This window comes from Shewanella sp. SP1S2-4 (genome assembly GCF_031932075.1).
In the GTDB taxonomy this organism is placed as follows: Bacteria; Pseudomonadota; Gammaproteobacteria; order Enterobacterales; family Shewanellaceae; genus Shewanella; species Shewanella baltica.
In genome coordinates, this window is sequence record NZ_JAUOET010000020.1 from 60,589 (window position 1) to 82,770 (window position 22,182).

18 protein-coding genes and 2 pseudogenes are annotated in these 22,182 nt (G+C 45.5%); 14 read left to right on the top strand and 6 right to left on the bottom strand.

Annotated features, from left to right (window positions below; translation table 11 throughout):
- Positions 1–201 precede the first annotated feature (201 nt).
- The 6 genes from Q4Q52_RS16475 (at position 202) to Q4Q52_RS16500 (ending at position 8,554) form a co-directional block, all read left to right on the top strand.
- Positions 202–3,291 (top strand): amidohydrolase family protein, encoded by a 3,090-nt coding sequence (locus Q4Q52_RS16475; protein WP_311991110.1) that lies wholly within the window; start codon positions 202–204, stop codon positions 3,289–3,291.
- Positions 3,291–4,637: an amidohydrolase family protein gene (locus tag Q4Q52_RS16480; RefSeq protein ID WP_311991111.1), complete on the top strand. Its 1,347-nt coding sequence runs from the start codon at positions 3,291–3,293 to the stop codon at positions 4,635–4,637. The genes Q4Q52_RS16475 and Q4Q52_RS16480 overlap by 1 nt, the downstream gene beginning before the upstream one ends.
- Positions 4,638–4,715: 78 nt before the next feature.
- On the top strand, positions 4,716–5,096 hold the full coding sequence (gene rcsF, locus Q4Q52_RS16485) for an Rcs stress response system protein RcsF (RefSeq protein WP_259587007.1): 381 nt from the start codon (positions 4,716–4,718) through the stop codon (positions 5,094–5,096).
- 196 nt (positions 5,097–5,292) lie between these two features.
- Complete coding sequence (gene tsaA / locus Q4Q52_RS16490) at positions 5,293–6,027, top strand: tRNA (N6-threonylcarbamoyladenosine(37)-N6)-methyltransferase TrmO (RefSeq protein ID WP_311991112.1); 735 nt, start codon at positions 5,293–5,295, stop codon at positions 6,025–6,027.
- Positions 6,028–6,672: an acyltransferase gene (locus tag Q4Q52_RS16495; protein ID WP_311991113.1), complete on the top strand. Its 645-nt coding sequence runs from the start codon at positions 6,028–6,030 to the stop codon at positions 6,670–6,672.
- A gap of 166 nt (positions 6,673–6,838) precedes the next feature.
- Positions 6,839–8,554 (top strand): proline--tRNA ligase, encoded by a 1,716-nt coding sequence (locus Q4Q52_RS16500; protein WP_311991114.1) that lies wholly within the window; start codon positions 6,839–6,841, stop codon positions 8,552–8,554.
- Between the two features lie 117 nt (positions 8,555–8,671).
- Here Q4Q52_RS16500 and Q4Q52_RS16505 read toward each other — a convergent pair whose 3' ends face one another.
- Positions 8,672–9,595, bottom strand: a complete 924-nt coding sequence (locus Q4Q52_RS16505) for a helix-turn-helix transcriptional regulator (protein WP_311991115.1) — start codon at positions 9,593–9,595, stop codon at positions 8,672–8,674.
- Positions 9,596–9,780: 185 nt separating this feature from the next.
- Between Q4Q52_RS16505 and panB the strand changes: the two genes are divergently transcribed.
- From panB to Q4Q52_RS16535, 6 genes are all read left to right on the top strand, one after another.
- On the top strand, positions 9,781–10,623 hold the full coding sequence (panB, locus tag Q4Q52_RS16510; protein WP_311991116.1) for a 3-methyl-2-oxobutanoate hydroxymethyltransferase: 843 nt from the start codon (positions 9,781–9,783) through the stop codon (positions 10,621–10,623).
- 136 nt (positions 10,624–10,759) lie between these two features.
- The gene (locus Q4Q52_RS16515; protein WP_311991117.1) at positions 10,760–11,911 is read left to right on the top strand and encodes a patatin-like phospholipase family protein; all 1,152 of its coding nucleotides are present in this window, start codon (positions 10,760–10,762) and stop codon (positions 11,909–11,911) included.
- Positions 11,912–12,151: 240 nt separating this feature from the next.
- Positions 12,152–12,400 carry a hypothetical protein gene (locus Q4Q52_RS16520; RefSeq protein WP_220590687.1) on the top strand — a complete coding sequence of 83 codons (249 nt, stop codon included), beginning with the start codon at positions 12,152–12,154 and terminating at the stop codon, positions 12,398–12,400.
- 147 nt (positions 12,401–12,547) lie between these two features.
- Positions 12,548–13,258 (top strand): YjbF family lipoprotein, encoded by a 711-nt coding sequence (locus tag Q4Q52_RS16525; protein ID WP_311991118.1) that lies wholly within the window; start codon positions 12,548–12,550, stop codon positions 13,256–13,258.
- A 10-nt stretch (positions 13,259–13,268) separates the two neighbouring features.
- Positions 13,269–14,054, top strand: a complete 786-nt coding sequence (locus Q4Q52_RS16530; RefSeq protein WP_311991119.1) for a capsule biosynthesis GfcC family protein — start codon at positions 13,269–13,271, stop codon at positions 14,052–14,054.
- The gene (locus Q4Q52_RS16535) at positions 14,054–16,399 is read left to right on the top strand and encodes a YjbH domain-containing protein (RefSeq protein ID WP_311991120.1); all 2,346 of its coding nucleotides are present in this window, start codon (positions 14,054–14,056) and stop codon (positions 16,397–16,399) included. The genes Q4Q52_RS16530 and Q4Q52_RS16535 overlap by 1 nt, the downstream gene beginning before the upstream one ends.
- Before the next feature lie 118 nt (positions 16,400–16,517).
- Here the strand turns inward: Q4Q52_RS16535 and Q4Q52_RS16540 are convergent.
- The 5 genes and pseudogenes from Q4Q52_RS16540 to Q4Q52_RS16560 form a co-directional block, all read right to left on the bottom strand.
- Positions 16,518–16,950: pseudogene (locus Q4Q52_RS16540) on the bottom strand (tRNA-dihydrouridine synthase); the annotation flags it as partial.
- A 32-nt stretch (positions 16,951–16,982) separates the two neighbouring features.
- On the bottom strand, positions 16,983–17,522 hold the full coding sequence (rfbC, locus tag Q4Q52_RS16545; RefSeq protein ID WP_311991121.1) for a dTDP-4-dehydrorhamnose 3,5-epimerase: 540 nt from the start codon (positions 17,520–17,522) through the stop codon (positions 16,983–16,985).
- A gap of 16 nt (positions 17,523–17,538) precedes the next feature.
- Positions 17,539–17,736, bottom strand: a pseudogene (locus Q4Q52_RS16550) (sugar phosphate nucleotidyltransferase); the annotation flags it as partial.
- 133 nt (positions 17,737–17,869) lie between these two features.
- The gene (locus Q4Q52_RS16555; RefSeq protein ID WP_311991122.1) at positions 17,870–19,246 is read right to left on the bottom strand and encodes a GAF domain-containing sensor histidine kinase; all 1,377 of its coding nucleotides are present in this window, start codon (positions 19,244–19,246) and stop codon (positions 17,870–17,872) included.
- Positions 19,243–20,784 carry a DUF3369 domain-containing protein gene (locus Q4Q52_RS16560; protein ID WP_311991123.1) on the bottom strand — a complete coding sequence of 514 codons (1,542 nt, stop codon included), beginning with the start codon at positions 20,782–20,784 and terminating at the stop codon, positions 19,243–19,245. The genes Q4Q52_RS16555 and Q4Q52_RS16560 overlap by 4 nt, the downstream gene beginning before the upstream one ends.
- Before the next feature lie 259 nt (positions 20,785–21,043).
- Between Q4Q52_RS16560 and Q4Q52_RS16565 the strand changes: the two genes are divergently transcribed.
- Together Q4Q52_RS16565 and Q4Q52_RS16570 are read left to right on the top strand one after the other, a co-directional pair.
- Positions 21,044–21,493 carry a copper resistance protein NlpE gene (locus Q4Q52_RS16565; RefSeq protein ID WP_311991124.1) on the top strand — a complete coding sequence of 150 codons (450 nt, stop codon included), beginning with the start codon at positions 21,044–21,046 and terminating at the stop codon, positions 21,491–21,493.
- A gap of 71 nt (positions 21,494–21,564) precedes the next feature.
- Positions 21,565–22,182 (top strand): HutD family protein (locus Q4Q52_RS16570; protein WP_311991125.1); only part of this gene is annotated, 618 nt, incomplete at its 3' end.

Consider the following 22,182-nt stretch of genomic DNA (forward strand, 5'->3'; position numbering starts at 1 on the left):
GCGGTTCGAGTAACCAACACACATTTGCATAAAAGCTCGCATTCATTGCGGGCTTTTTTATATCCATTATTGGCTGCAATCTAAAACAACAAGCGTAAATCCCACGCCTCATTCCCGCTCAAATTGCGTTACAATTCAACCTTAGTATTTACATCTGCTTTCAGTTACTCTTTATTCACCCTCACTCGATTGAATAAAATAATGCAGATAAACAATAAGATAATTATAAGCTGCAGCATAATCGCTAGCTTAGTCTCACAGACCACATATGCCCAAATCAATACAGGGACAACCTCCAATAAACTCACGGCTTTTACCCATGCTGAATTAATCATTGCGCCGGGTAAGCGTTTAAGTGATGCCACTTTATTGGTTGAAAATAATCGAATTAAAGCCATTATTGAGCACGGTGACATTCCCGCTGGCGCATTTAAAATCGATTTGAGTGGTTATACTATTTACCCTGGATTTATCGATCCTTTCACCGATTATGGGATTGAGTTCGAATATCCAAAACTTGGGCTCACTCGTCCTGTCTATGATATTAAACGTATCGGTGGCAATGCAGACAATGGTGCAATTCATTCTGAAAAAGAATGGTTTAATTACGTTTACCCCAATAAAGAACGCGCTAAAGAGTGGATCAATAATGGCTTTACGAGTGTGCAAAGTAGCAAACTCGACGGAATCTTCCGAGGGACGGGTGTCAGCCTGTCATTAGCAGACAAAACCGCCAACGAAGTGATTTATCGTGCCCGCAGTCAACCTTTTATGGCATTCGATAAAGGCTCATCTGAACAAGATTATCCGTCATCATTAATGGGCAGTATTGCACTTATTAGACAAACCTTTGCCGACGCCAATTGGTATAACCAAAATAAAAACAAACAAGGCAATGGCGCAATAAACAATCAAGTCGAATTTAATATCGCCTTTGAACGCTTAGATGATTTAACCGATAAGCAAATTATCTTTGAAACCAAAAATCTCAACGATCAATTGCGCGCCGCCCATTTACTCAAAGAACATAAACTGTCAGCCAATCTACTCGGTAATGGTCAAGAATACTCGCGCATCAATGAGTTAAAGGCTCTGAACTACCCATTAATCTTGCCTTTAAACTATCCACAGGCGCCCGATGTCGGGACAGATGATGCCGATCGCGAAGTGTCACTGGCGGATTTAAGACAGTGGGAACGTGCGCCAACCAATCCTGCAGAAGTTGCCAATGCAGGCATTCCTTTTGCCCTAACACAATTTGGCATTAAGACCGATGCTTTTTGGCCGCGCCTGCGCCAAGCCATTACTCAAGGTTTAACTGAAGAGCAAGCCTTGGCCGCACTAACCACCCAAGCCGCCGAGATGACAGGCACCGCCGATTTTACTGGCAAACTCGCACCCGGTTACATGGCAGACTTTGTAGTCACTAAGGGCAATATTTTTAAAGAGGGTCAGATATACAGTGTTTGGTTGCAAGGTCAGGAGCAAAGTCTTCGCTCACTGCCCCAAGCAAGATTACTGGGCGATTATCAATTAAGCCTCAATAACCTCACGCTGGATTTATCGCTGCAAGATGTGAGTAAAGGGGATAAACCCAAAATCCAAGGCAGCTTAAGCAGTGGCGAACAAAGCATCGCGCTCACTCAACTTAAGTTAGATGACGACGGTCGATTAAGCTTTACTGCCGATTTGAGCGCCGCTGGCATCAATGGCCTCAGCCGCTTTACCCTGTGGATGGCCGATGACGGTATTCAAGGCCGCATGGTCGATGCCAAGAGTCGCACCACAAATGTTGCCGGTATTGCGATAGCACAAACTGCAGCGGTTAATCGTGCTGACCAAGAAAGCAATCAAGCGCCCAAGGAGGAAGCCAACACGAGTCTAGTGAGTCACCTCACCTTCCCTAACGTCGCTTATGGACTGAGCGAAGCGCCCAAGGTTGAGAAGCTGCACATCAAAAATGCCACCCTGTGGACCTCGGATAAGCAAGGCATTCTCGAACATGCAGATCTCTTGATGGCCAATGGCAGCATCGAAAAAATTGGCCAGCAACTCAGTACGCCTTCTGGCTATCAAGTACTTGATGCAACCGGTAAACATCTTACTGCGGGCATTATTGATGAACACTCGCATATCGCCATAAATGGCGGCACCAACGAAGGCACGGATGCCGTAACCTCTGAGGTACGGATTGGTGATGTGATTAATCCCGACGATATTTCACTGTATCGCGCCTTAGCGGGCGGTGTCACCAGCGCACAAATACTCCACGGCAGCGCCAATCCTATTGGTGGCCAATCGCAACTGATCAAAATGAAATGGGGCGAAACGGCCGAGCAACTTAAATTTGCAAATGCGCCCGCCAGTATTAAGTTCGCGCTAGGTGAAAACGTTAAGCAGAGCAACTGGGGAGAGAAATTTGTACAACGCTTCCCGCAAACGCGTATGGGAGTCAAAGCGTTATTTGAAGAAACCTTCGATGCCGCCATCGCCTATGAGAATGCGTTAAAAGCCTATGATGACCTGCGCTCCAGCGATAAGAAAAAAACCGTCGCACCACGCCCAAGTTATCGCCTGCAGGCGGTGGCCGAAGTATTAAATCAGCAACGTGATGTGCACATTCATTCTTACGTGCAGTCAGAAATTCTGATGTTTATCCGTCTTGCCGAGGCCTATCACTTTAAAGTGCAAACCTTTACCCATGTACTCGAAGGTTACAAAGTAGCGAGTGAACTGGCCGCCCATGGCGCTGGCGCCTCGACCTTTGCCGATTGGTGGGCCTATAAATTTGAAGTGTACGACGCGATTCCGCAGAACGCGTGTTTGATGCAAAACAAAGGCGTGACCACCAGCATAAACTCAGACGACTATGAAATGCAGCGCAGACTCAACCAAGAAGCATCTAAGTCTATGATGTATTGCAATATGTCAAAGGAAGATGCTTGGAACATGGTCACTATTAATCCGGCCAAGCAATTAAGAGTCGATGAATTTGTGGGTTCACTCACCCCAGGAAAAATGGCCGATATCGTGCTGTGGAACGCAGAGCCACTGTCGATTTATGCCAAAGTGACGCAGGCATGGGTTGAAGGAAAACGCTATTTTGACCGCGATCAAGACCAAGTCGCCCAGCTCGCCGTAGTCAACGAGCGCGCCGCACTTATCCAAAAAATTCTCAGCAGTGATGATCAAGCCAAAGCGGGTGAAAAAGTCACGCCACTAAACGAGCCACAGTGGCACTGCGACACCCACTATCAGGCATGGGGCCACACTCATGAGGGAGCCAAATAATGCAACATTTATCTAAACCCGTTTTATTTGCGGCGCTACTGGGCGCGATTTGCACCACGCTGGCCCCAGCGATGGCCAACGATATCGTGCCTACACCTAAACAAATACGCAGCGTACTGATTAAAAACGCCACAGTGCACACAGTCAGTCAAGGCGTGCTCAGCAACACTGATGTCTTGATTGAAAATGGCAAGATCACGGCCGTTGGACCTCAACTCACCAGCCAAATCAACAGTGCAACCGCAGAAACCAGTGACACTCAAGTCGTCGATGCCAGCGGTAAACACTTGTATCCGGGCTTAATCGCCCTAGACACCAGCTTAGGTTTGGTCGAAATTGAAATGAGCCGCCCCACGGTTGATAACGCCGAGGTGGGTTATATCAATCCGCAGATCAGCACAGCCACGGCTTACAATCCAGATTCTGAGCTCATCCCGACCATACGTTTCAACGGTATTACCCACGCACAAATCGTCCCGAGCGGCGATGGTATTGCTGGGCAATCGGTGCTGGTGAATCTTGATGCGTGGACGATTGAGGATGCGCTGACCCCCAGTGCTGGGCAGTTCCATGTCTACTGGCCGCAAATCAAACGCATGCCTGAAGATGAAAAAGAGAAAGCCAAGGCTATCGAGAAAAATCAGCAGGCGATCGACCAGCTCAATATCGCCTTTGAAGATGGCTATCGCTATTTCTTAAGTGATAAAGCCAAGGGCAAAGATAAAACCAAGGATGAAGATCCACAGTCCGCGACCAACAACCTTCGCTGGCAGGCCATGTTGCCGCTATACCAAGGTAAAGCGACACTGTTTGCCCATGCCGACAGTGTTGGCCAAATTGAGCAAGTGATTGCCCTGACGAAAAAATACCAATTCAAATTGGTGATTGTCGGCGGATACGATGCATGGCGCTTGGCCTCTAGCCTGAGGGAAGTTAAAGCTGGGGTCATTTATCCTCATACCTTGAGTCTGCCTAAGCGTAAAGATGAACCAGTAGATTTGCCCTTTAAAATCCCCTCCTTGCTCGCCAATGCAGGAATTCCCTTCGCCCTTGGGTTCTCATCGGACTGGAATAGCCGTAACTTACCTTATGCAGCAGGTTATAGCGCCGCCTATGGTTTGACGCCTGAGCAAGCGCTTAAGTCGATCACCTTAGATGCAGCAAAACTGTTAGGTGTCGAGGATTTAGGGGCGATTGCCGTGGGATACCAAGGCAGTGTTGTACTGTCCGAGGGGGACATTCTCGACCCTATGACCAATAAGATAGAGGCTATCTGGATTGAAGGACGGCAGATAGATCTGAATAATCGCCATCAGCAGCTTTATCAAAAGTACCTTAAGCGGTAGAATTTACTCAGATAATAATATCGCATCGGCGCAGCCTACCAAGGCTGCGCAGTTTTCCCCTCAATCTCAGGTCAAACCATGAAAATTATCCTCTCAAGTGCATTAGTGCTACTGCTCAGTGCCTGTGCAAGCGACTACAGTTTTAACAGTAATTTGGACGGTGAGGCGATTAATGACTATTTCAAGGCATCCGATGTCACCCTTTATGAAGGCGATACCTTGCCAAAAGGTCATTATGAATTAAAAGGTTTGGTCCAAGGGGAATCCTGTCAGGCCGATGTCAACAGTCCGCCAGCATCATTAGCCGATGCAAGAACCGAAGCCCGCCGTAACGCCGCAGATAAAGGCGCTAACGGTATTATCATCAAACAATGTGTGATGTTAGATGAAGCCGCCCAAGGTTGTATCAGCCGCGCCCTGTGCGTCGGCCAAGCAGTTAAAACGGCTACCGCAGAGTAAATCCCACGCGAGCAACACACTGCTCGCGATTCGATGATCTAAGATTGCCCGTATCAACCGCTTAATGGCTGATGTTCCATGAGCAAGGATTCATGGCTAACGCTGCATAATTAGCGCTCAAAGATGGGCCTTATGATGAGCTTAGAATGATGAGTTTAGGCGGTTGTTATATTTATCTTTTTAGGTAATTTTTTGCATGACATTTACCAACCAAATTGTCGCAGTAGCGACATGCCGCACGCCGTATAAACAAAAGTTTGGCATTCCAAGACAACCCGGACTCGTTGAGGCACGCGGCTATGTCGAACTTGAACCCCATGTAAATCATATCGATGCGGTGCGTGGCATAGAGCAGTATTCCCATCTCTGGTTGCTATTTTGCTTCCATGAAAATCTTGCCCAAGGTTGGAAAACTACAGTCAGGCCGCCGCGATTAGGCGGCAATGAAAAACTCGGCGTATTCGCCACTCGCTCCACTTTTCGCCCTAATGGCATAGGTCAGTCAGTGGTGAAACTGCACGGCGTAGTACAACGCAAGGGCAAAGTGTGCCTCGAAATTTCCGGTATGGATCTGGTCGATGGTACGCCAATTATCGATATTAAGCCTTACATCCCTTTCTCGGATTCGATTACCGATGCTGTCGGCGGCATTGCTCAAGACGCCCCTAAACTGATTTCAGTGGTGTATACCGATAATGCCAAGGCACAGATTGAGCGTTACGCCCAGCAGGAAACCTACACAGATTTAGCCGTACTTATCCGCGGAGTCTTGGGTCAAGATCCGCGCCCCGCCTATAAAAAAGCCAAGGACGATCCTAAGCTTTATCAAGTCGCCCTCTATGATTTAGATGTGTTCTGGCAAATGGCGGCCGATGATAATGACCAAGAATACATCTTGGTATTAGAACTCAAACCGGGGAAATGTGGCTAAATGTCTGCGCCAACGCCTAGATCAGAGCCGGCATCTTTGCCTGATTATCAAAGCCAGCATAAAAAGCGTCTCTCTTGGATGCCGTGGCTGTATTTTTCTTTAAAAGAGAAACATTTAGTTTGGGCAAAACCTTGGCAGGATGAGATCCAAGCAAAACTCTGTGCCCTCGAAACGGTTAACATCGGCGAGCACTGTTTTATCGCCCCAGAAGCGCAGTTATTTGCCGAACCCAATCGCGATATCCGCATGGGTAATCGCTGCATGATCGCCGCCGATTGCTTTTTACACGGCCCCATTACTATGGGGGACGAAGTGGCAATTAATCATGGTTGCTCCTTCGATGGCGGCAGAGTCGGTATTCAAATTGGCAGCCAGACTCGCATCGCTAATAATGTCACTATTTATGCCTTCAACCATGGCATGGCGCCAGATACGCCCATATATCAACAAGCTGCCAACTCCAAAGGCATTGTTATTGGTAAAGATGTGTGGATTGGCGCTCAGGCAGGCATAGTCGATGGTGTGACCATTGGCGATCACGCTGTGGTGGGTATGGGCAGCATAGTGACGAAAGATGTGCCCGACTGGGCGATAGTGGCAGGCAATCCCGCCAAAGTGATTGGCGATAGGCGTGATAAAAGCTAAATCGGCCAGCACAAATCGCATCTTAAATCGCTTTCCTTTAGCTCAGTAATCTTCTCAAAAATGCTATTTGTCTCCCAGCTAGTTGAATTTAACCTAAATACGTAGGTGACATCATCAAAGCAGGTGATAAAATGGCGACCATTCAACTCAAATTTGGACATCGGTAATGCGCGTCAGCAAGTACCTGCTATCAACACAGAAAGAAACTCCTGCCAACGCAGAAGTCATTAGTCATCAATTAATGTTACGTGCGGGCATGATCCGTCGTAATGCGTCGGGCCTTTATAGCTATCTCCCCACGGGCTTACGCGTACTGCGTAAAGTCGAAGCCATTGTTCGTGAAGAAATGAACAAAGCCGGTGCAATTGAAATTCTAATGCCTATGGTGCAACCGGCAGACTTGTGGGTAGAAACAGGTCGTTGGGAAAAGTTTGGTCCCGAGCTGCTGCGCTTTAAAGATCGCCACAATCGCGACTTCGTACTGGGCCCAACCCACGAAGAAGTGATCACAGACCTGATCCGTAAAGAAGTCAGCTCATACAAGCAATTACCGCTGAACCTTTACCAAATTCAAACCAAATTCCGTGACGAAGTTCGCCCACGTTTTGGCATGATGCGCTCACGCGAATTCTTGATGAAAGACGCCTACTCTTTCCACCTTGACGTCGATACCATGAATGAAACCTATGAGGCCATGTACAACGCCTATAGCAACATTCTGACGCGCATGGGTTTAGCCTTCCGTCCAGTATTAGCTGACACAGGTTCTATCGGTGGCAGCATGTCACACGAATTCCACGTGCTAGCGCAAAGCGGTGAAGATTTAATTGCTTACTCAACGGGTAGCGATTACGCGGCTAACATCGAGAAAGCTGAATCACCAGTGCCTACTGAGCCTCGCGGCGCAGCCACTGAAGAATTGCGTTTAGTCGATACCCCAAATGCAAAGACCATTGCTGAATTGGTTGAGCAGTTTGATCTGGATATCACTAAAACCGTCAAAACCTTGATCGTTAAAGGTGCGACCGAAGCTGCTCCGCTAGTGGCGTTGATTGTTCGCGGTGACCATGAACTCAACGAAGTCAAAGCCGACAAGTTAGACTTAGTGGCATCACCAGTAGAAATGGCGCCAGAAGCGCTGATCCGTGACGCCATCGGCGCAGGTCCAGGTTCACTTGGCCCTATCGGTCTTAAAATCCCTATCGTTATCGATCACAGCGTTAGCGTCATGAGCAATTTTGCCGCCGGTGCTAACGTTGATGATAAACATTATTTTGGTATCAACTGGGAACGCGATCTGCCGACAGCGCAAGTTGCCGACATCCGTAACGTAGTCGAAGGCGAGCCAACACCTGATGGTTCAGGCACTTATGCTATGGCACGCGGTATCGAAGTGGGCCATATTTTCCAACTGGGCACTAACTATTCTAAATCGATGAACGCGACTGTACTTGACGAAAATGGCAAGTCACAGGTGCTACTGATGGGTTGTTACGGTGTCGGCGTGAGCCGTATTGTGGCAGCAGCCATCGAACAAAACTTCGATGACCGTGGCATCATTTGGCCAGAGGCGATTGCGCCATTTAGCGTGGGCATTCTGCCAATGAACATGCACAAGTCGCACCGCGTAACCGATATCGCCGAGCAGTTATACAAAGACTTAAACGAAGCGGGTATTGACGTATTACTGGACGATCGTAAAGAGCGTCCAGGCGTAATGTTCGCCGATATGGAACTGATTGGTATCCCACACACAGTGGTGATTGGCGATCGCAATATCGATGCTGGCGTATTTGAATACAAAAACCGCCGTACCGGTGAAAAGCAAGATATTCCATTTGATCAACTGCTCGACTTCCTGAAAAACGCAGTGAAAGGCTAAGCCTCAACGCGAAATATAGAAAAGCTTAACGATCAAAAACGAAACGCACTTAAGCCCAGCTTAAGTGCGTTTTTTTATTGGCTTTTTATTGGACTTTTATTGACCTTCGTCGATCACTCACGACATGACTTTTATCTGTAGCTGTTTATCTTTGTATTTTTGGCACTGTATTTTTGGCAAGGTATTTTGCGCTAACAGGTACTGACTCGGAGCGACGCCCATCAACTGCCTAAACATATAACCAAAGGCTGAACCCGAGGCATAACCTAAAGATAACGCTGTAGTGAGCACAGATTCACCTCGGCTGAGCATTTGAATCGCCACCTGCAATCTAAGCCTTTGCAACCATTGGCTATAACTCAGCCCTGTTTGCTGTTTAAATAATCTCGCTAACGTGCGGGCAGAGGCACCGACCTCCCGCTGCCAATCAACCAAAGTACGTTGCTCACTTGGATCGGCAAGCAAAGCCTCGGTAATGCGCAGTAATTTTTTATCCCTAGGATAAGGTAAATCCAAGGCGACCTTAGGGGCGAGTACCATAAAGTCACGGATCACCAGCAAGAGTCGCATGACGCTATCCTTAAAATCGGGATCAATCAGCCCAGCCTCACTCTTCATCAAGGCATTAGCCTCTTGCAGTAACAACTGCAAAACAGGCTTCACACTCAAACAAGTACAGTCGGGTGGAAAACCGCCTATCTGGGTGTCATCCAAATACAAACTGCTCAATTGCACCTGACCTAGCGCGATAACCTCATGATCGACAAAGGGAGGCACCCACACTGCTTGTTCAGGCGGCACTATGTAACGCCCCGCTGGCGTAATCACACTCAACACACCTTGGCTGGCATAAATGACCTGTCCCCAAGAATGACGATGGCGCTGCACATGTTCATACGGCATGAGTGTTCGCTTAAGCAACATGATGGACGCGCTTAGCCCTGCGGCGGCTAAACGTGATGGCGCCACCTGAGTGTGCTGAGTGATGTGCTGCTGGGATAAAGGAGTGTCGGTTTCTTGATTCAAGGTGTTATCGTCCAAGGTGATTTTTATATCGAAGCTTCTTTTCGTATTATCGAGCCTCTTCCGTATAGAAGTGCCTCTTTGTATAAAAGCATATATGTGTAGAAGTGTCTTTTTATCTAGACATTAAGTCAATCTATCGAGCTACCGCCAAAGCGGCAAGCGCTAACATGCCCTCTCAGATTTAATAAATTGGAGATGACATGAGCATCCACATGAATAAAAACCGCGTTACGCCCGTCACCTTACAAAAAATGAAAGGTAAAACGCCAATAGTCGCCCTCACCGCCTATGAAAAACCGATGGCGGAACTTATCGATCCCCATGTGGATATGATTATCGTCGGCGACTCCGTCGGTATGGTGGTTTATGGGCAAGACTCTACACTAGGGGTTACCTTAGAAATGATGATTAATCATGGTCTTGCTGTCACTCGCGGCGCAGCACATGCCTGCGTGATTATCGATATGCCCTTTGGGAGTTATCAAGAATCGCCTCAGCAAGCCTTTAGACATGCCAGCCAAGTATTAATACGTACTGGCGCGCAGGCGGTAAAACTCGAAGGGGGCGCAGAGATGCTCGACACCACTCGCTTTTTAACCCAGCGAGGCATCCCTGTGATGCCACACATAGGATTGATGCCACAACACGTCAATCAATTAGGTGGATTTAAAACCCAAGCAAGGGATGCTGCCGCCATCGAAGCCCTCGTTCGTTTAGCGAAAGACTTTGAGCAGGCTGGCGCTTTTAGCATACTGATTGAAGGCACATCCGAGCTCGCGGCGCGTACAGTAACGGCAGAAGTCTCAATCCCCGTAATCGGCATTGGCGCCTCACCCGCCTGCGATGGTCAAGTGCTCGTGACTGAGGATATTTTAGGCTTATTTTCTGACTACACGCCTAAATTTGCCAAACGCTATATCGACCTAAGCTCCTTAATCACTCACACCTGCGCCGAATACGCCAGAGAAGTAAGAACCGCTGAGTTTCCAACAGCAGAGCATTGTTTTGGCCTCAGCCAAACAATCAAGATTACAGCGGATTAATTGTCTAAAGCGAAATATTGCAGCAATCGAATAAACTATAAATCGAAATTTGCAACTAATTGAGTCTACCGACTTGCTTTTTATAGGGGGGCGTTGCTTTAATAAAACTATTAAAACAATAAATTGAGTCTGAAGATTGCCTACATCAACTGCATTAGTCTTAGGTGGCGGCGGCGCAAGAGCCGCCTATCAAGTCGGCGTGCTAAAAGCACTGGTTCAGCTTTATCCGCGTAATCATGGCATTCCCTTTAAAATCATTTGTGGCACCTCGGCAGGTGCCATTAATGGCACTTCCATTGCTACCCATGCTTCTTGTTTTCATCTTGGCGTCAAAAAGCTTGAATGGGTGTGGCGCCATTTTGAAACTCGCAAAGTCTATCGCGCATCCATCACTGGCGTGCTTGGTCACCTTGGTAAAATGGCACTCAAAGGCATGCAGGATGATAAGGTTAATACCGACGCTGGCAGTCTGCTCGATAACGATCCTCTTCGAAAACTGCTCAATGAATTAATCGATTTTAAACGCATCGATCGTAATATTCGCAGCGGCGCCCTCACCGCACTCAGCGTCGATGCCTCTTCCTACAACAACTCACGCTCAGTAAGTTTTTTCCAAGCATCACGGGATATCGAAAACTGGACCCGCGCTCGGCGCAGTGGCGAACGTATGATGCTCAACACTGAACACCTACTCGCCAGTTCGGCCATTCCTATGGTGTTCCCCTCGATTAAACTCAACCAAGCCTATTATGGTGATGGTTCGGTCCACCAGCTAGCACCGCTCTCAAGCCCTATCCATTTAGGCGCAGAAAAACTCTTAGTCATTAACCTAGAGAGCCCACACAAACACTTCCCAATGGAACTGGAGTATCACCCGAAAACAGCAACCATAGCAGGCCACCTGCTCGATACTATCTTTTCAGATACCTTAAACAGTGACCTTGAGCGGCTCGAAAGGATCAACAACACCTTAAGTCTCATTCCCGAGTCAAGCCGCAACAAGCTGGCCTTGCATCCAATTAAAACCTTAGTCATCAAGCCCAGCGAAGACCTCAGTAAAATTGCCGCCCGCTTCTACGATGACATGCCATGGGCAGTAAAAACCTTACTCGGTTTTATCGGCATTGATAGGCAATCCGACTCGAGTATCGTGTCCTACCTGCTATTCGAAAAAACCTACACCAGCGCATTAATCGACTTAGGCTATAAAGATGCCATGGAGCAAATTGACGAACTAAAAGCGTTTTTTGGTTTAAAGTCAGAAAATAGCGCAGAATCTCATCGCTAACAGCTATGATGCAGCACTCATTGACTAAAGCAGATTTATAATGGCAAGTATCTATGACGTGTTCATAGCAAATATAAATAACTCATTAAAATAAATGGGCTTAGCTAAAGTTAAGTAAAATTTCAATCGAAAGCCTGAATCCTCTTTAGGATTTAAGATTGATCATTTAGCTAGTATCCCCTATCATGTTTTACTAGATTAGCTAAAAATCACTTAAATTTTTTCTAAAAGGGAATCAAGATGAAAAAAACTTCACTAGCACTTATTGCTGCACTTTCAATGTTTACTTCAGTAGCGGCAAATGCTGATGCTACTGCAGTTGTTGATGGTACTGCTGCGGGCTTTGATGTATCTACTCTTAGTGTCGGCACTTTAGTTGCAACATCTATTGGTGTTGGTGTAGTGATTGCCACTGTTGTAGTCATTGGAAATGATGCAGATGGTAACCCAATCACAGGTACCGTTAATACTGTTACCTATACAAACTAGTTAGTAAATTAACTTAGTTTATAAAATAACCGCCTGATGGCGGTTATTTTTTGAAGGAAAAAGAAACGTCAATCTGGTGTATAGACTTGAACTCAGTCTAATATCGATATGTTTAGCCATTTTTACTAATGAAAATAAGAAGCTAGGATGCGTATATCTAAAACTCTAACATCGTTATTCACCCTTTCTACAGTATTAGTTGGCATGACAGGTTGCAGTCAAAAAATTAGTGCATTCAACGATACTGTCAAATTTGCTTTCATCAAAGATGGAGATATTCAACTCACCAATGAACAAGTGAATGCTATCCCCTATGCCAGTATTTATGTCAAAGTTGAAGATGGTTCACAATCTTTTGTGGTTTTAGCTTTTGCCGACCCTAAAATATCTTTAACACCTATTATGCCTGAAGAGAAAGTAACTGAGCTGAAATGGCTCTCTGTTGATAATGGTATGTTAGTTACAGTTAACGGTCGCTTAGTCAAAACCCATAATTTTCTAACGGGGAATTTAGCTGGGCTAGAAAGTACAGAACCCGATCCCTTACTCCTAGGCTTACATCTGAGCAGTACTCCAAAAACGTGGACTAGGACCATTGATTGGCAACCAGGTTATCATTACGGCTACAAAGCAAATTCTCAATTTGAATTTATCGCTGCAGAAAATATTGTCATCAACGGTACTTCAACACCAACACTACATTATAGCGAATTAGTGACCGTTGAAGCTCTTGACATTCAATACCAAAATGAATTTTGGTTAAAACCTGATAATGGCAAAGTCATTAAAAGCCATCAAAAAATAGCCCCAAATCTTCCTTTTATCGATATCACATTACTCAAGCCGTTTGCGTCTTAGTGGAGACATTATGAGACCTTATTTAACATCTCTGACGCTTCTGATTAGTGTTTTCTTGTCTAACCACGTTCAGTCAGAAACACAACTGTTAATCACATCATCTGCTAACCAAAATACGGTTATTGAAATAACATACCCAAAAACAATACGCATTGAACAAGCGATACGTGATGGATTAACCCAACTTCCGATGCATAATAAATCCAGCAGTAATAATCTTGTACCTATCTATTGGTTAGGCGCTGCGCTGCTTGATATCAAAAATACGGCGAGTTTAGAAGCAAAACGCCAACAAGTACTCAGCCAACTCATCCAGATGGGGGAGGCAACGGATGATAGTCATTATATCGCCCAGCTCGCAAAACTTGCGCAGTTTATACGAAAGATCAAACTTGGACAGCGTGTAATACAGCCTTTGGATATTGATCTAATTCGAATCAATCAATCATTTAACGCTGGACTTGATGGTCGCTTTCTACTGGTTTTACCGCCTCGCCCTACAACAGTCACTTTATTAGGTGCCGTCGAACAGATGGGAAGTTATCAATGGCAATCCAATATTGATAGTAAAGAGTATCTCAAGCAAGCTGGGTTACTCAATAATGCAGAAACAAGCACAGTGTGGATTATTCAACCCGATGGCAAAGCGATAAAACAACCCATCGCTTATTGGAATCATCAAGAGCAAGATATTGCTCCTGGAGCGAGTCTCTACGTTGAGTTTTCAAGTCTATTTGATGACTACACTCAGCTGAATAAAAACATTGTTGAATTACTCAGGAATCGAGCTCTGTAATGAAAAAGTCTAGCCACTCAATCCATACCTTAGGTCGATTATCTGCACTATCGTTGGCATTATTACCATTGCTCCAGGTAACTGCAGATGAATTTTCCTATCCTACACTTTTAGCCTCGCAATCGGATTTTGGCGGTGTAGGTTTAATGCAAATGCCGACTGGCCGTATGGCCCCTGAAGGCGAGTTTAATTTTGCCACTAGCTATAACGAAGACTACCAACACTTCACTGCCTCAGTACAACTGTTTCCTTGGTTTGAGACCACAGTACGTTATACCCAAGTGCAGGATTTACTCTATAGCAGCGATCCCAATTTCAGTGGTAACACTAAGTACACTGATAAGGGTATTGACTTTAAAGTTCGTTTGCTTGAAGAAACAAACTGGCTCCCAGAAACCTCTATCGGTGTGCGCGACTTTGGTGGCACAGGGTTATTCGATGGCGAGTTTATTGCAGCGACGAAACGAGTCGGTCCACTAGACTTCACCTTAGGGATTGGCTGGGGTTATATCGGTAATAGCGGCAACCTAACTTCAGATAAAAAGGATCTTAACAATAACTGCGATCGCGATACTTCTTTTGGCGGCAAAGGCGGCACAGTCGATTACCAACGCTGGTTTAAGGGCTGTGCTGCACTATTCGGTGGCGTTGAGTATCAAACGCCATGGGAACCGTTGCGGCTAAAGCTTGAATATGACGGCAACGATTACCTATCCGACTTCCCTGTCGTGCGTGGCAGCGAGCGAAATGCTATGCCACAGGACAGCAAATTCAACTATGGTTTACTATACCGATTTGGTGACTGGGGCGATCTGCATTTAAGTTATGAACGTGGTAATACTTGGACGCTCGGTTTTAGTCTGCAAACAAACTTTAATACCTTAACTCAGATAAAGCGTGATCCAGCAGCCGCGAAATATAAGCCGCTCCCTGCCGCGCCATTAACGCAGGTGCAAGCAGTCAATTTACCGCTAGGCGGTGTTGAACCTTCAACAAAACCGACTAAAACCACCTTAGATACCAAAGTGGAAGTGGCTCATAGCAATTTAATGGTGCAACCAATAACAAGCTCAGCTGTTGATTGGAACAAGGTTGCTGAAGAGCTGCAAACTATTGCAGGCTACAACAATGCCAAGATTTATCTCGATTCCGACAGTATTACAGTCGTTGGTGAACAAACTAAATTTCGAGATAGAAATGAAGCCCATCAAAGAGCTGCAACTATACTCGCCAATAATAGTACTCGAACTCAAATCAAAGAGTACCGCTTAATAGAGACCCACTATAATCAACCTATTACAGAAACACTTATCGATGCAGAAAAGTTTGCCAAAGTTGCCAGCTTTGGTTACCTCAATGCTAAGGTTAGTGATGCGAGTCAAGTTATTGTACCAAGACTGCCTCAAGGCGAATTAGTCACGCAAGTTGATGACGATTGGTTAAATAAATTAAGTTTTAATGTCGTTCCCAGCATGGTGCAATCCTTCGGCGGTAATGAAGGTTTCTATATGTTCAATATTGGATTGACTGGTAGTGCAAACTACAGGTTTACTGATAATTTTGAATTTGGCAGTACCATTTATCTAAATCTTTATGATAACTATGATAAATTTGTATATGAAATTCCTTCCGATGGAACTCAATTAAAACGGGTTCGTACACTAATTCGCCAATACGTTCACGATAATCCAGTGCGTATCAACAATCTCCAACTCACTTGGATGGATAACCTAAGCGATAATATTTCCTATCAAGCCTATGGTGGTTATTTGGAGATGATGTATGGCGGTGTAGGGACAGAGTTTCTCTATCGTCCACTCAATAGCCAATGGGCATTCGGTTTTGATATAAACTATGCAAAACAGCGCGATCCAGACAGTGTGTTAGGATTCTTTAGTGACGAACACCAATATGATCCGCAAACTAATCAAGCATACAGAGTACAAACAGGGGTAGTGACTGGACATGCAACGGCTTATTATCAGCCAGAGTGGTTCCCCAATACCTTACTAACTGTCAGTGCAGGACAATATCTCACCGAAGATAAAGGTGTGACAGTCAGTTTTTCAAAGCAGTTTGATAGTGGTGTTATTGTCGGTGCCTTTGCGACTAAAACGGATTTATCAGCAGAAGAATACGGCGAAGGTAGCTTTACGAAAGGCTTCTATATCTCTATTCCATTCGATTTGATGACCATTAAGTCAACCCACAGTCGTGCCATGTTAGCTTGGTCACCACTGACCCGTGACGGTGGCCAAATGCTTGGACGTAAGTACAACTTGTTTGATGTTACTGATGCGCGAGCACCTTGGTATACCAAACCGAGTGTTGAACCCACGAAATAATGTGTACGAGTTAAAACTAAAAACGGGCAAGATAATTCTTGCCCGTTTTGTTTTCTGCCCATAAAAACTGGTTAAAATTTAGGGCTTAATGTCACTGATGAATAGCAAATTAAGCGGCCTACTCTATCGGCGACTTCACCCCATGTGGCGACGAGCGTAAATACTGTGGCGGTGCTTTACCGTTGCACCAAGGTTACTGCAGCACGCCATGGCCAATGGGGGGTCATAGAGCACAGTACGAGCGAGCGCGATAGCATCGGCCTGCCCTTGAGCCAAAATAGTTTCCGCTTTATTAGCATCTGTGATTAAGCCCACGGCAATCACAGGCATATTGACCTCAGCTTTAATGGTCTCGGCAAAAGGCACTTGAAAGTGCTCAGCGACAGGAATTTGTTGCAGTGAACTTAGCCCACCAGTACTCACATGAATAAAATCACAACTTCTTGCTCTCTAATGCTTTTGCCAACACTAGGCTTTGGGATAAATCCCAACCACCAATCGGTTGCCGAAATCCACACACCGAGTGCCATTTTAGGCGATATCACAGCCTTGTCCTTCCTTTTAATACAAGACGAGGCTGGCTTTATGATGCTGCACTGGCGAGACTATCTCGCGCGGATAAAATCGGTGCGGTAATTAACGGCCAATCAATGGCAAATTCAGCACTGTTCCACGCGATAACACTTTCATCTTCAGGATCATAATATTGGGTACATTGATAAATAACTTCAGCATAATCGCTGAGAACATAAAAACCGTGGGCAAAGCCCGGTGGGATCCACATTTGCAGATGATTCTCTGCCGATAGCACTCGCCCAACCCATTTCCCATAGGTGGCCGAGTTAGCCCTTATATCGACGGCAACATCAAAAATGCTCCCTGCACAGACCCGCACTAACTTACCCTGCGGTTTACACCGTTGAAAATGCAAGCCTCGCAGGGCATTACGTTGCGAACGACTGTGATTCTCCTGCACGAACACACATGACTCTAATCCCCGCTGTGCAAAGCAGGCATCAAAATAGGATTGCCTAAACGTCTCCATAAAGAAGCCGCGTTCATCCCCAAAGACTTGCGGTTCAAACACCAGTACTTCGGCTAACTCAGTTGCGCTACATTTCATCAAATACCTGCTTATCGAGTAATGCCTTGAATAGCGGCAAATCGTGGGGAGTACAAATGATCAAGATGTCTCGAATACCAGCCTGCATCAGGGTGACAAGTGGATAATAAATCATAGGTTTATCGTAAATGGGCAGTAATTGCTTACAGACAACCTGCGTCATAGGATAAAGACGCGAGCCAGTACCGCCCGCCAGTAAAATGCCTTTTCTCATTGAAATATTTAAGATTGATAAGCCATGTGAAGTGCCAAGATTGTAGCATATAAAAGACGACGAGCCGGAAGAACGGATGACAGGACATGAGCCATTCAATCAAGACAAACGCCTTTGCTGAACTGAGTGTTGACTAATCTACGCCCTTACTACTTTCGGGGATCAGCATCTCAATACGTAACCCTTGATTTGGTGCCGAGAAGAGTGAAACATGACCATTGAGCTTTTGGGTGACCAGATTATAAATAATCGACATCCCCAACCCTGTGCCACCACTTTGGCGCGCCGTGGTGAAAAATGGCTCGAATGCTTTGGCTTTCACTTCATCAGACATGCCGATGCCATTGTCTTGATACGTCATCTTGATCTGTGATCCCTCCTTTTCAACCACAATATCAATTTGTTTATCTCCGACAAAATCATCGGGGAAAGCGTGGCGAAAACTGTTAGCGACTAAATTGGTAAAAATCTGAGCGATGGCGCCGGGATAGGAATCAATGAAAATATTGTCATCGAGCTCGACTTTTAAGGTGATGTTTTTCTTACGCATTAAGGGCTTTAACGAACTAAATATTTGGAAGATATAATTCTTTAAATTAAAGCGCTCACGTTCCAATATCGATTGATCTGCGGCAGTGCGTTTAAAGTTATGCACCAGTTCTGCGGCGCGGGAAAGATTACGCTCAATTAAACATAAACCATCCTGCATTGTATTGATAAAACTGACAAACTTATCTTCATCGAGATCGTTTTTCTCGAATGACCCTTTTAGTAGCGATAACTCATCCAAACAATGGGTCACGGATGTTACCGCGATACCCAGCGGTGTATTCACCTCGTGGGCCACACCGGCGACTAAGCTACCTAAGGCGGCCATTTTTTCATTTTCAATTAAGTGCTTTTGGGTCGATTTTAAGGTCGATAGTGCCGTCTCGAGCTCCGTTGTTCGCAGTTCAACTTGATGCTCCAAATCGGTATTAATGAGTTTGAGCTTTTGTTGGTATTCGAGGATCTCTTTAGCACTCATGGCTCGGCCAAACAGATCGGCCAGTGCCGAAGCAAACGCCTTTTCATCCCGCGTCCATTCCCTCGGCTCACCTTGATGCTCAGAACAAATAATCCCCACCATTTTGCCGTGGTGACGAATGGGGCTATCAAGCATAGAGGTGATCTGATTCGGTTTCAGGTAGGTTTCAACAAACTCTTTGGTGGCGGGATCGGTTTGGGCATTATTGGCGACAATAGTGCGCTCATTATCGAGTAGGCTGAAATAATGGGGAAACTGCGCGCGAGTGAGCACTAACGCCTCTTGCGGCTGTTGGTGGTCGAGTAAATAATAACAAGCGATAGTCTGATTATCCTGACCAAACAACCAAATGCCCGCCCGCGAGATATGTAGTCCCTTACAGATGGAACTCACAATAAGTTGCGAAGCTTGAATGAGATCGCCCTCATCAATAACCTGAGATTTACTAACATCAAATAGGATTCGATCAAGCATTCGGGTCATAGCGGTTCATCCGGAATATGGATATGTAGGGAGGCAAACGCATCTAACAGTTTTAGGCTAGCTTCACACAATACGGGGTCAAACTGCTTACCCGATTGCGCCAAAATATACTCTCGCACCGCATCGACTGACCACGCCTCTTTGTAACTGCGCTTGGAAAGCAACGCATCAATCACATCGACAATCGCCATGAGTCGGCCTTCAATGGGAATATCGTCCTTAGCAATTCCACGGGGATAACCTTGCCCATCCCAACGCTCATGGTGGGTATAAGCGATTCGGGCACCCATTTTGGCAATAATACGATTTGAGCCTGCGAGCAAGTTATAGCCTTTCTCAGCATGGGTTTGCATGATCGCCCATTCCTCGGCATCAAGCTTGCCTGGCTTATGTAAGATACTCTCAGGGATACCTATTTTACCTACATCGTGCAAAGGCGCGGCGTAACGAATCGTTTCAATAAAGTCGGCGTTCATGCCAATGGCAATCGCGAGCATTTCAGTCATGCGCGCAACCCGACGTACATGGGCCCCGGTCTCCTTACTGCGCTGTTCAATGGCATCGCCTATGATTAAAATCAGCTCCCTTTGTGTTTGCTGTACATTTTCACGGCCCGACAAATTCTCGAAGGTTAAGCTCACATTGGCCGCAAATAGCTCAAGAATACTGACTTGAAAATCCGTTAATTTAGTGTTGTGCTGCAAGTATAAAATACTGGTGACATGGCCACTTAGCTCATAAAATCCAACGTAAATATTGTCACGAACGAGCGAGGTTTTTAGCGCGATAGCCTCGATAATATACTCACGTACATCCCCAGGAAGTGTCTCAACGCTGCCACCTTCGCAGTAACTGACCATATCGCCCGTGGCGGCCAGTAGATTCATTTGGGTATCGAGGTAAAGGTCTTGATGGTAACTCGTGAGATACAGGGCTGAGCTTTCAAGATTGAGTAACTGCAGGGTCTGTTCGAGTACCGCACTGCCAAAATTATGCAATGTATGGCTTTTAAGCACAGAGGTAGAGGCGGCAATGACTTTCTCCATCCCCTTCTGGCTTTGCTCGATGATTTTAATATCGCGATAGGAACGCAGTGAAGTGTAAACACAAGACTTAAGCCGAGCCGCGGTAAGCTCTGTCTTGGCCTTGTAATCATTGATATCAAAGTCCCGAATAACTTGATCTTCAGGCGCCTGTCCCGGCTGGCCCGTACGTAAAATGATGCGGGTGCTGTGATTATTTAATTCAGTACGGATTTTTTGAACTAGCTCTAACCCAGCATGGTCGGTTTCCATGACCACATCAATAAAAGCCAATGCGATATCCGTTTCGGTTTGAAGTAACGCTAAGCCTTCAGCGGCGCTGTAACAGGAATAGAACTGTAATACCCGATTATCTAAGGTCAGATTTTTCAGGGCAAATCGAGTCACCTCATGGATCCCAGGCTCATCATCAATAATGGCAACTTTCCAAATGCCTTGTTTAGGCTTATGGGATGTATCCTCGATAACATCAGCACTTTTCTTAAATAACGCCACAGAACCACCGTCTACGATGAATAGTTAAGCTTTAGTATAGATTCAATCTCGAAAGTGACTAGTTTCAAAGGATAAATTATCATCTTATTAGTTACAGACTTTAGGCTAATCACTAACACTCTCGCCACGTGGAATACAAATACACAAAACTTAACCTATTGTTATAAATTAGGAATAGTCAAAGTTAGGCTCTGCCAACCTTGACGGGTATGATGAATACACTTAATCCATAACACCCTGAAATGCTATTGGAGCCACTATGAACAAATCACTATGTTACATCGCACTGCTGGCCTTATTTACCACGGCTTGCTCAGAAGCCTCAAAAGAAAACACTGCGGTTAATACAGCCCAAGTTCAAACAGAAGCCGCTACAACCGTCCCTGTCGGCGATACCAGTCAAAATTCGCTCGATTGGGCAGGCAGCTATGAAGGTGTGTTACCTTGCGCCAGCTGTGAAGGCATTCAAACCCTGATCACATTACAAGCTGATAATCGCTTTGTTCAAGAAACGGTTTATTTGGGTAAAGATGAGAAGATTTTTAAATTGATAGGCAAAGCGGTGTGGGATGAGAAAGGCCAAAAAATCACCTTGGATGATGGCACACAATATCTGGTCGGCGAGAATCAACTGATCATGTTAGATACTGAAGGCCAAAGAATTACTGGCGATCTGGCCGCTAATTATGTATTGAAAAAGAAACAATAGCAGAACAAGTATACGCTCAAGGATGAGCGAGCATCATTAATCAACCTCAAGGTAAATACAGAGACGAAGGAATGGCTTCAAATAAACACACGCAACTGCTCCGCTACCAAGATTGCCCATCAACACCATGGAAAAATGGCGGCGGCAGTACCAAACAGTTACTTATTTCCCCAAGTAATGCGGATTTATCCAACTTTGATTATCGAATAAGCATAGCCAGCATTAGTAGCAACGGACCCTTTTCCTCATTTATTGGCATAGACAGGCAACTATGCTTACTCGAAGGTGAGGGACTTAAACTGCATATTCAAGGGGATAATCTCAATAGCGGCACCATATTAATCCCCAATGATGCCCCTTTTAATTTTAAGGGTGAAACTCAAATTGAGAGCCAATTACTGGGTGACAAAGTTCTCGATTTCAATGTAATGACCAAACGGGGCAAATACCGCTCTAATATCGAAAAAATTTCCATTAACGACACTTTTACCTATGGTTCAAGCAGAAACACACTCAACACAGAACAGGAGCAAAATGTTGGCATGCCACTGCAATTACTTTTGTGTTTAGAACCCGTTATATTGGACCAGAATGGCCATTTAACAGAGCTTGAACGCTATGATTTATTGATCTGCCCCTATGGCAAACCACTAAATCTGAAAAGTGATAATCCAACCAAATGGCTCAGC

Coding starts and splice junctions, on each gene's coding strand:
- Q4Q52_RS16475 (WP_311991110.1), top strand. CDS start 202: ATGCAGATAAACAATAAGATAATTATAAGCTGCAGCATAATCGCTAGC.
- Q4Q52_RS16480 (WP_311991111.1), top strand. CDS start 3,291: ATGCAACATTTATCTAAACCCGTTTTATTTGCGGCGCTACTGGGCGCG.
- rcsF (WP_259587007.1), top strand. CDS start 4,716: ATGAAAATTATCCTCTCAAGTGCATTAGTGCTACTGCTCAGTGCCTGT.
- tsaA (WP_311991112.1), top strand. CDS start 5,293: ATGACATTTACCAACCAAATTGTCGCAGTAGCGACATGCCGCACGCCG.
- Q4Q52_RS16495 (WP_311991113.1), top strand. CDS start 6,028: ATGTCTGCGCCAACGCCTAGATCAGAGCCGGCATCTTTGCCTGATTAT.
- Q4Q52_RS16500 (WP_311991114.1), top strand. CDS start 6,839: ATGCGCGTCAGCAAGTACCTGCTATCAACACAGAAAGAAACTCCTGCC.
- panB (WP_311991116.1), top strand. CDS start 9,781: ATGAGCATCCACATGAATAAAAACCGCGTTACGCCCGTCACCTTACAA.
- Q4Q52_RS16520 (WP_220590687.1), top strand. CDS start 12,152: ATGAAAAAAACTTCACTAGCACTTATTGCTGCACTTTCAATGTTTACT.
- Q4Q52_RS16525 (WP_311991118.1), top strand. CDS start 12,548: ATGCGTATATCTAAAACTCTAACATCGTTATTCACCCTTTCTACAGTA.
- Q4Q52_RS16530 (WP_311991119.1), top strand. CDS start 13,269: ATGAGACCTTATTTAACATCTCTGACGCTTCTGATTAGTGTTTTCTTG.
- Q4Q52_RS16535 (WP_311991120.1), top strand. CDS start 14,054: ATGAAAAAGTCTAGCCACTCAATCCATACCTTAGGTCGATTATCTGCA.
- rfbC (WP_311991121.1), bottom strand. CDS start 17,522: ATGAAATGTAGCGCAACTGAGTTAGCCGAAGTACTGGTGTTTGAACCG.
- Q4Q52_RS16555 (WP_311991122.1), bottom strand. CDS start 19,246: ATGACCCGAATGCTTGATCGAATCCTATTTGATGTTAGTAAATCTCAG.
- Q4Q52_RS16565 (WP_311991124.1), top strand. CDS start 21,044: ATGAACAAATCACTATGTTACATCGCACTGCTGGCCTTATTTACCACG.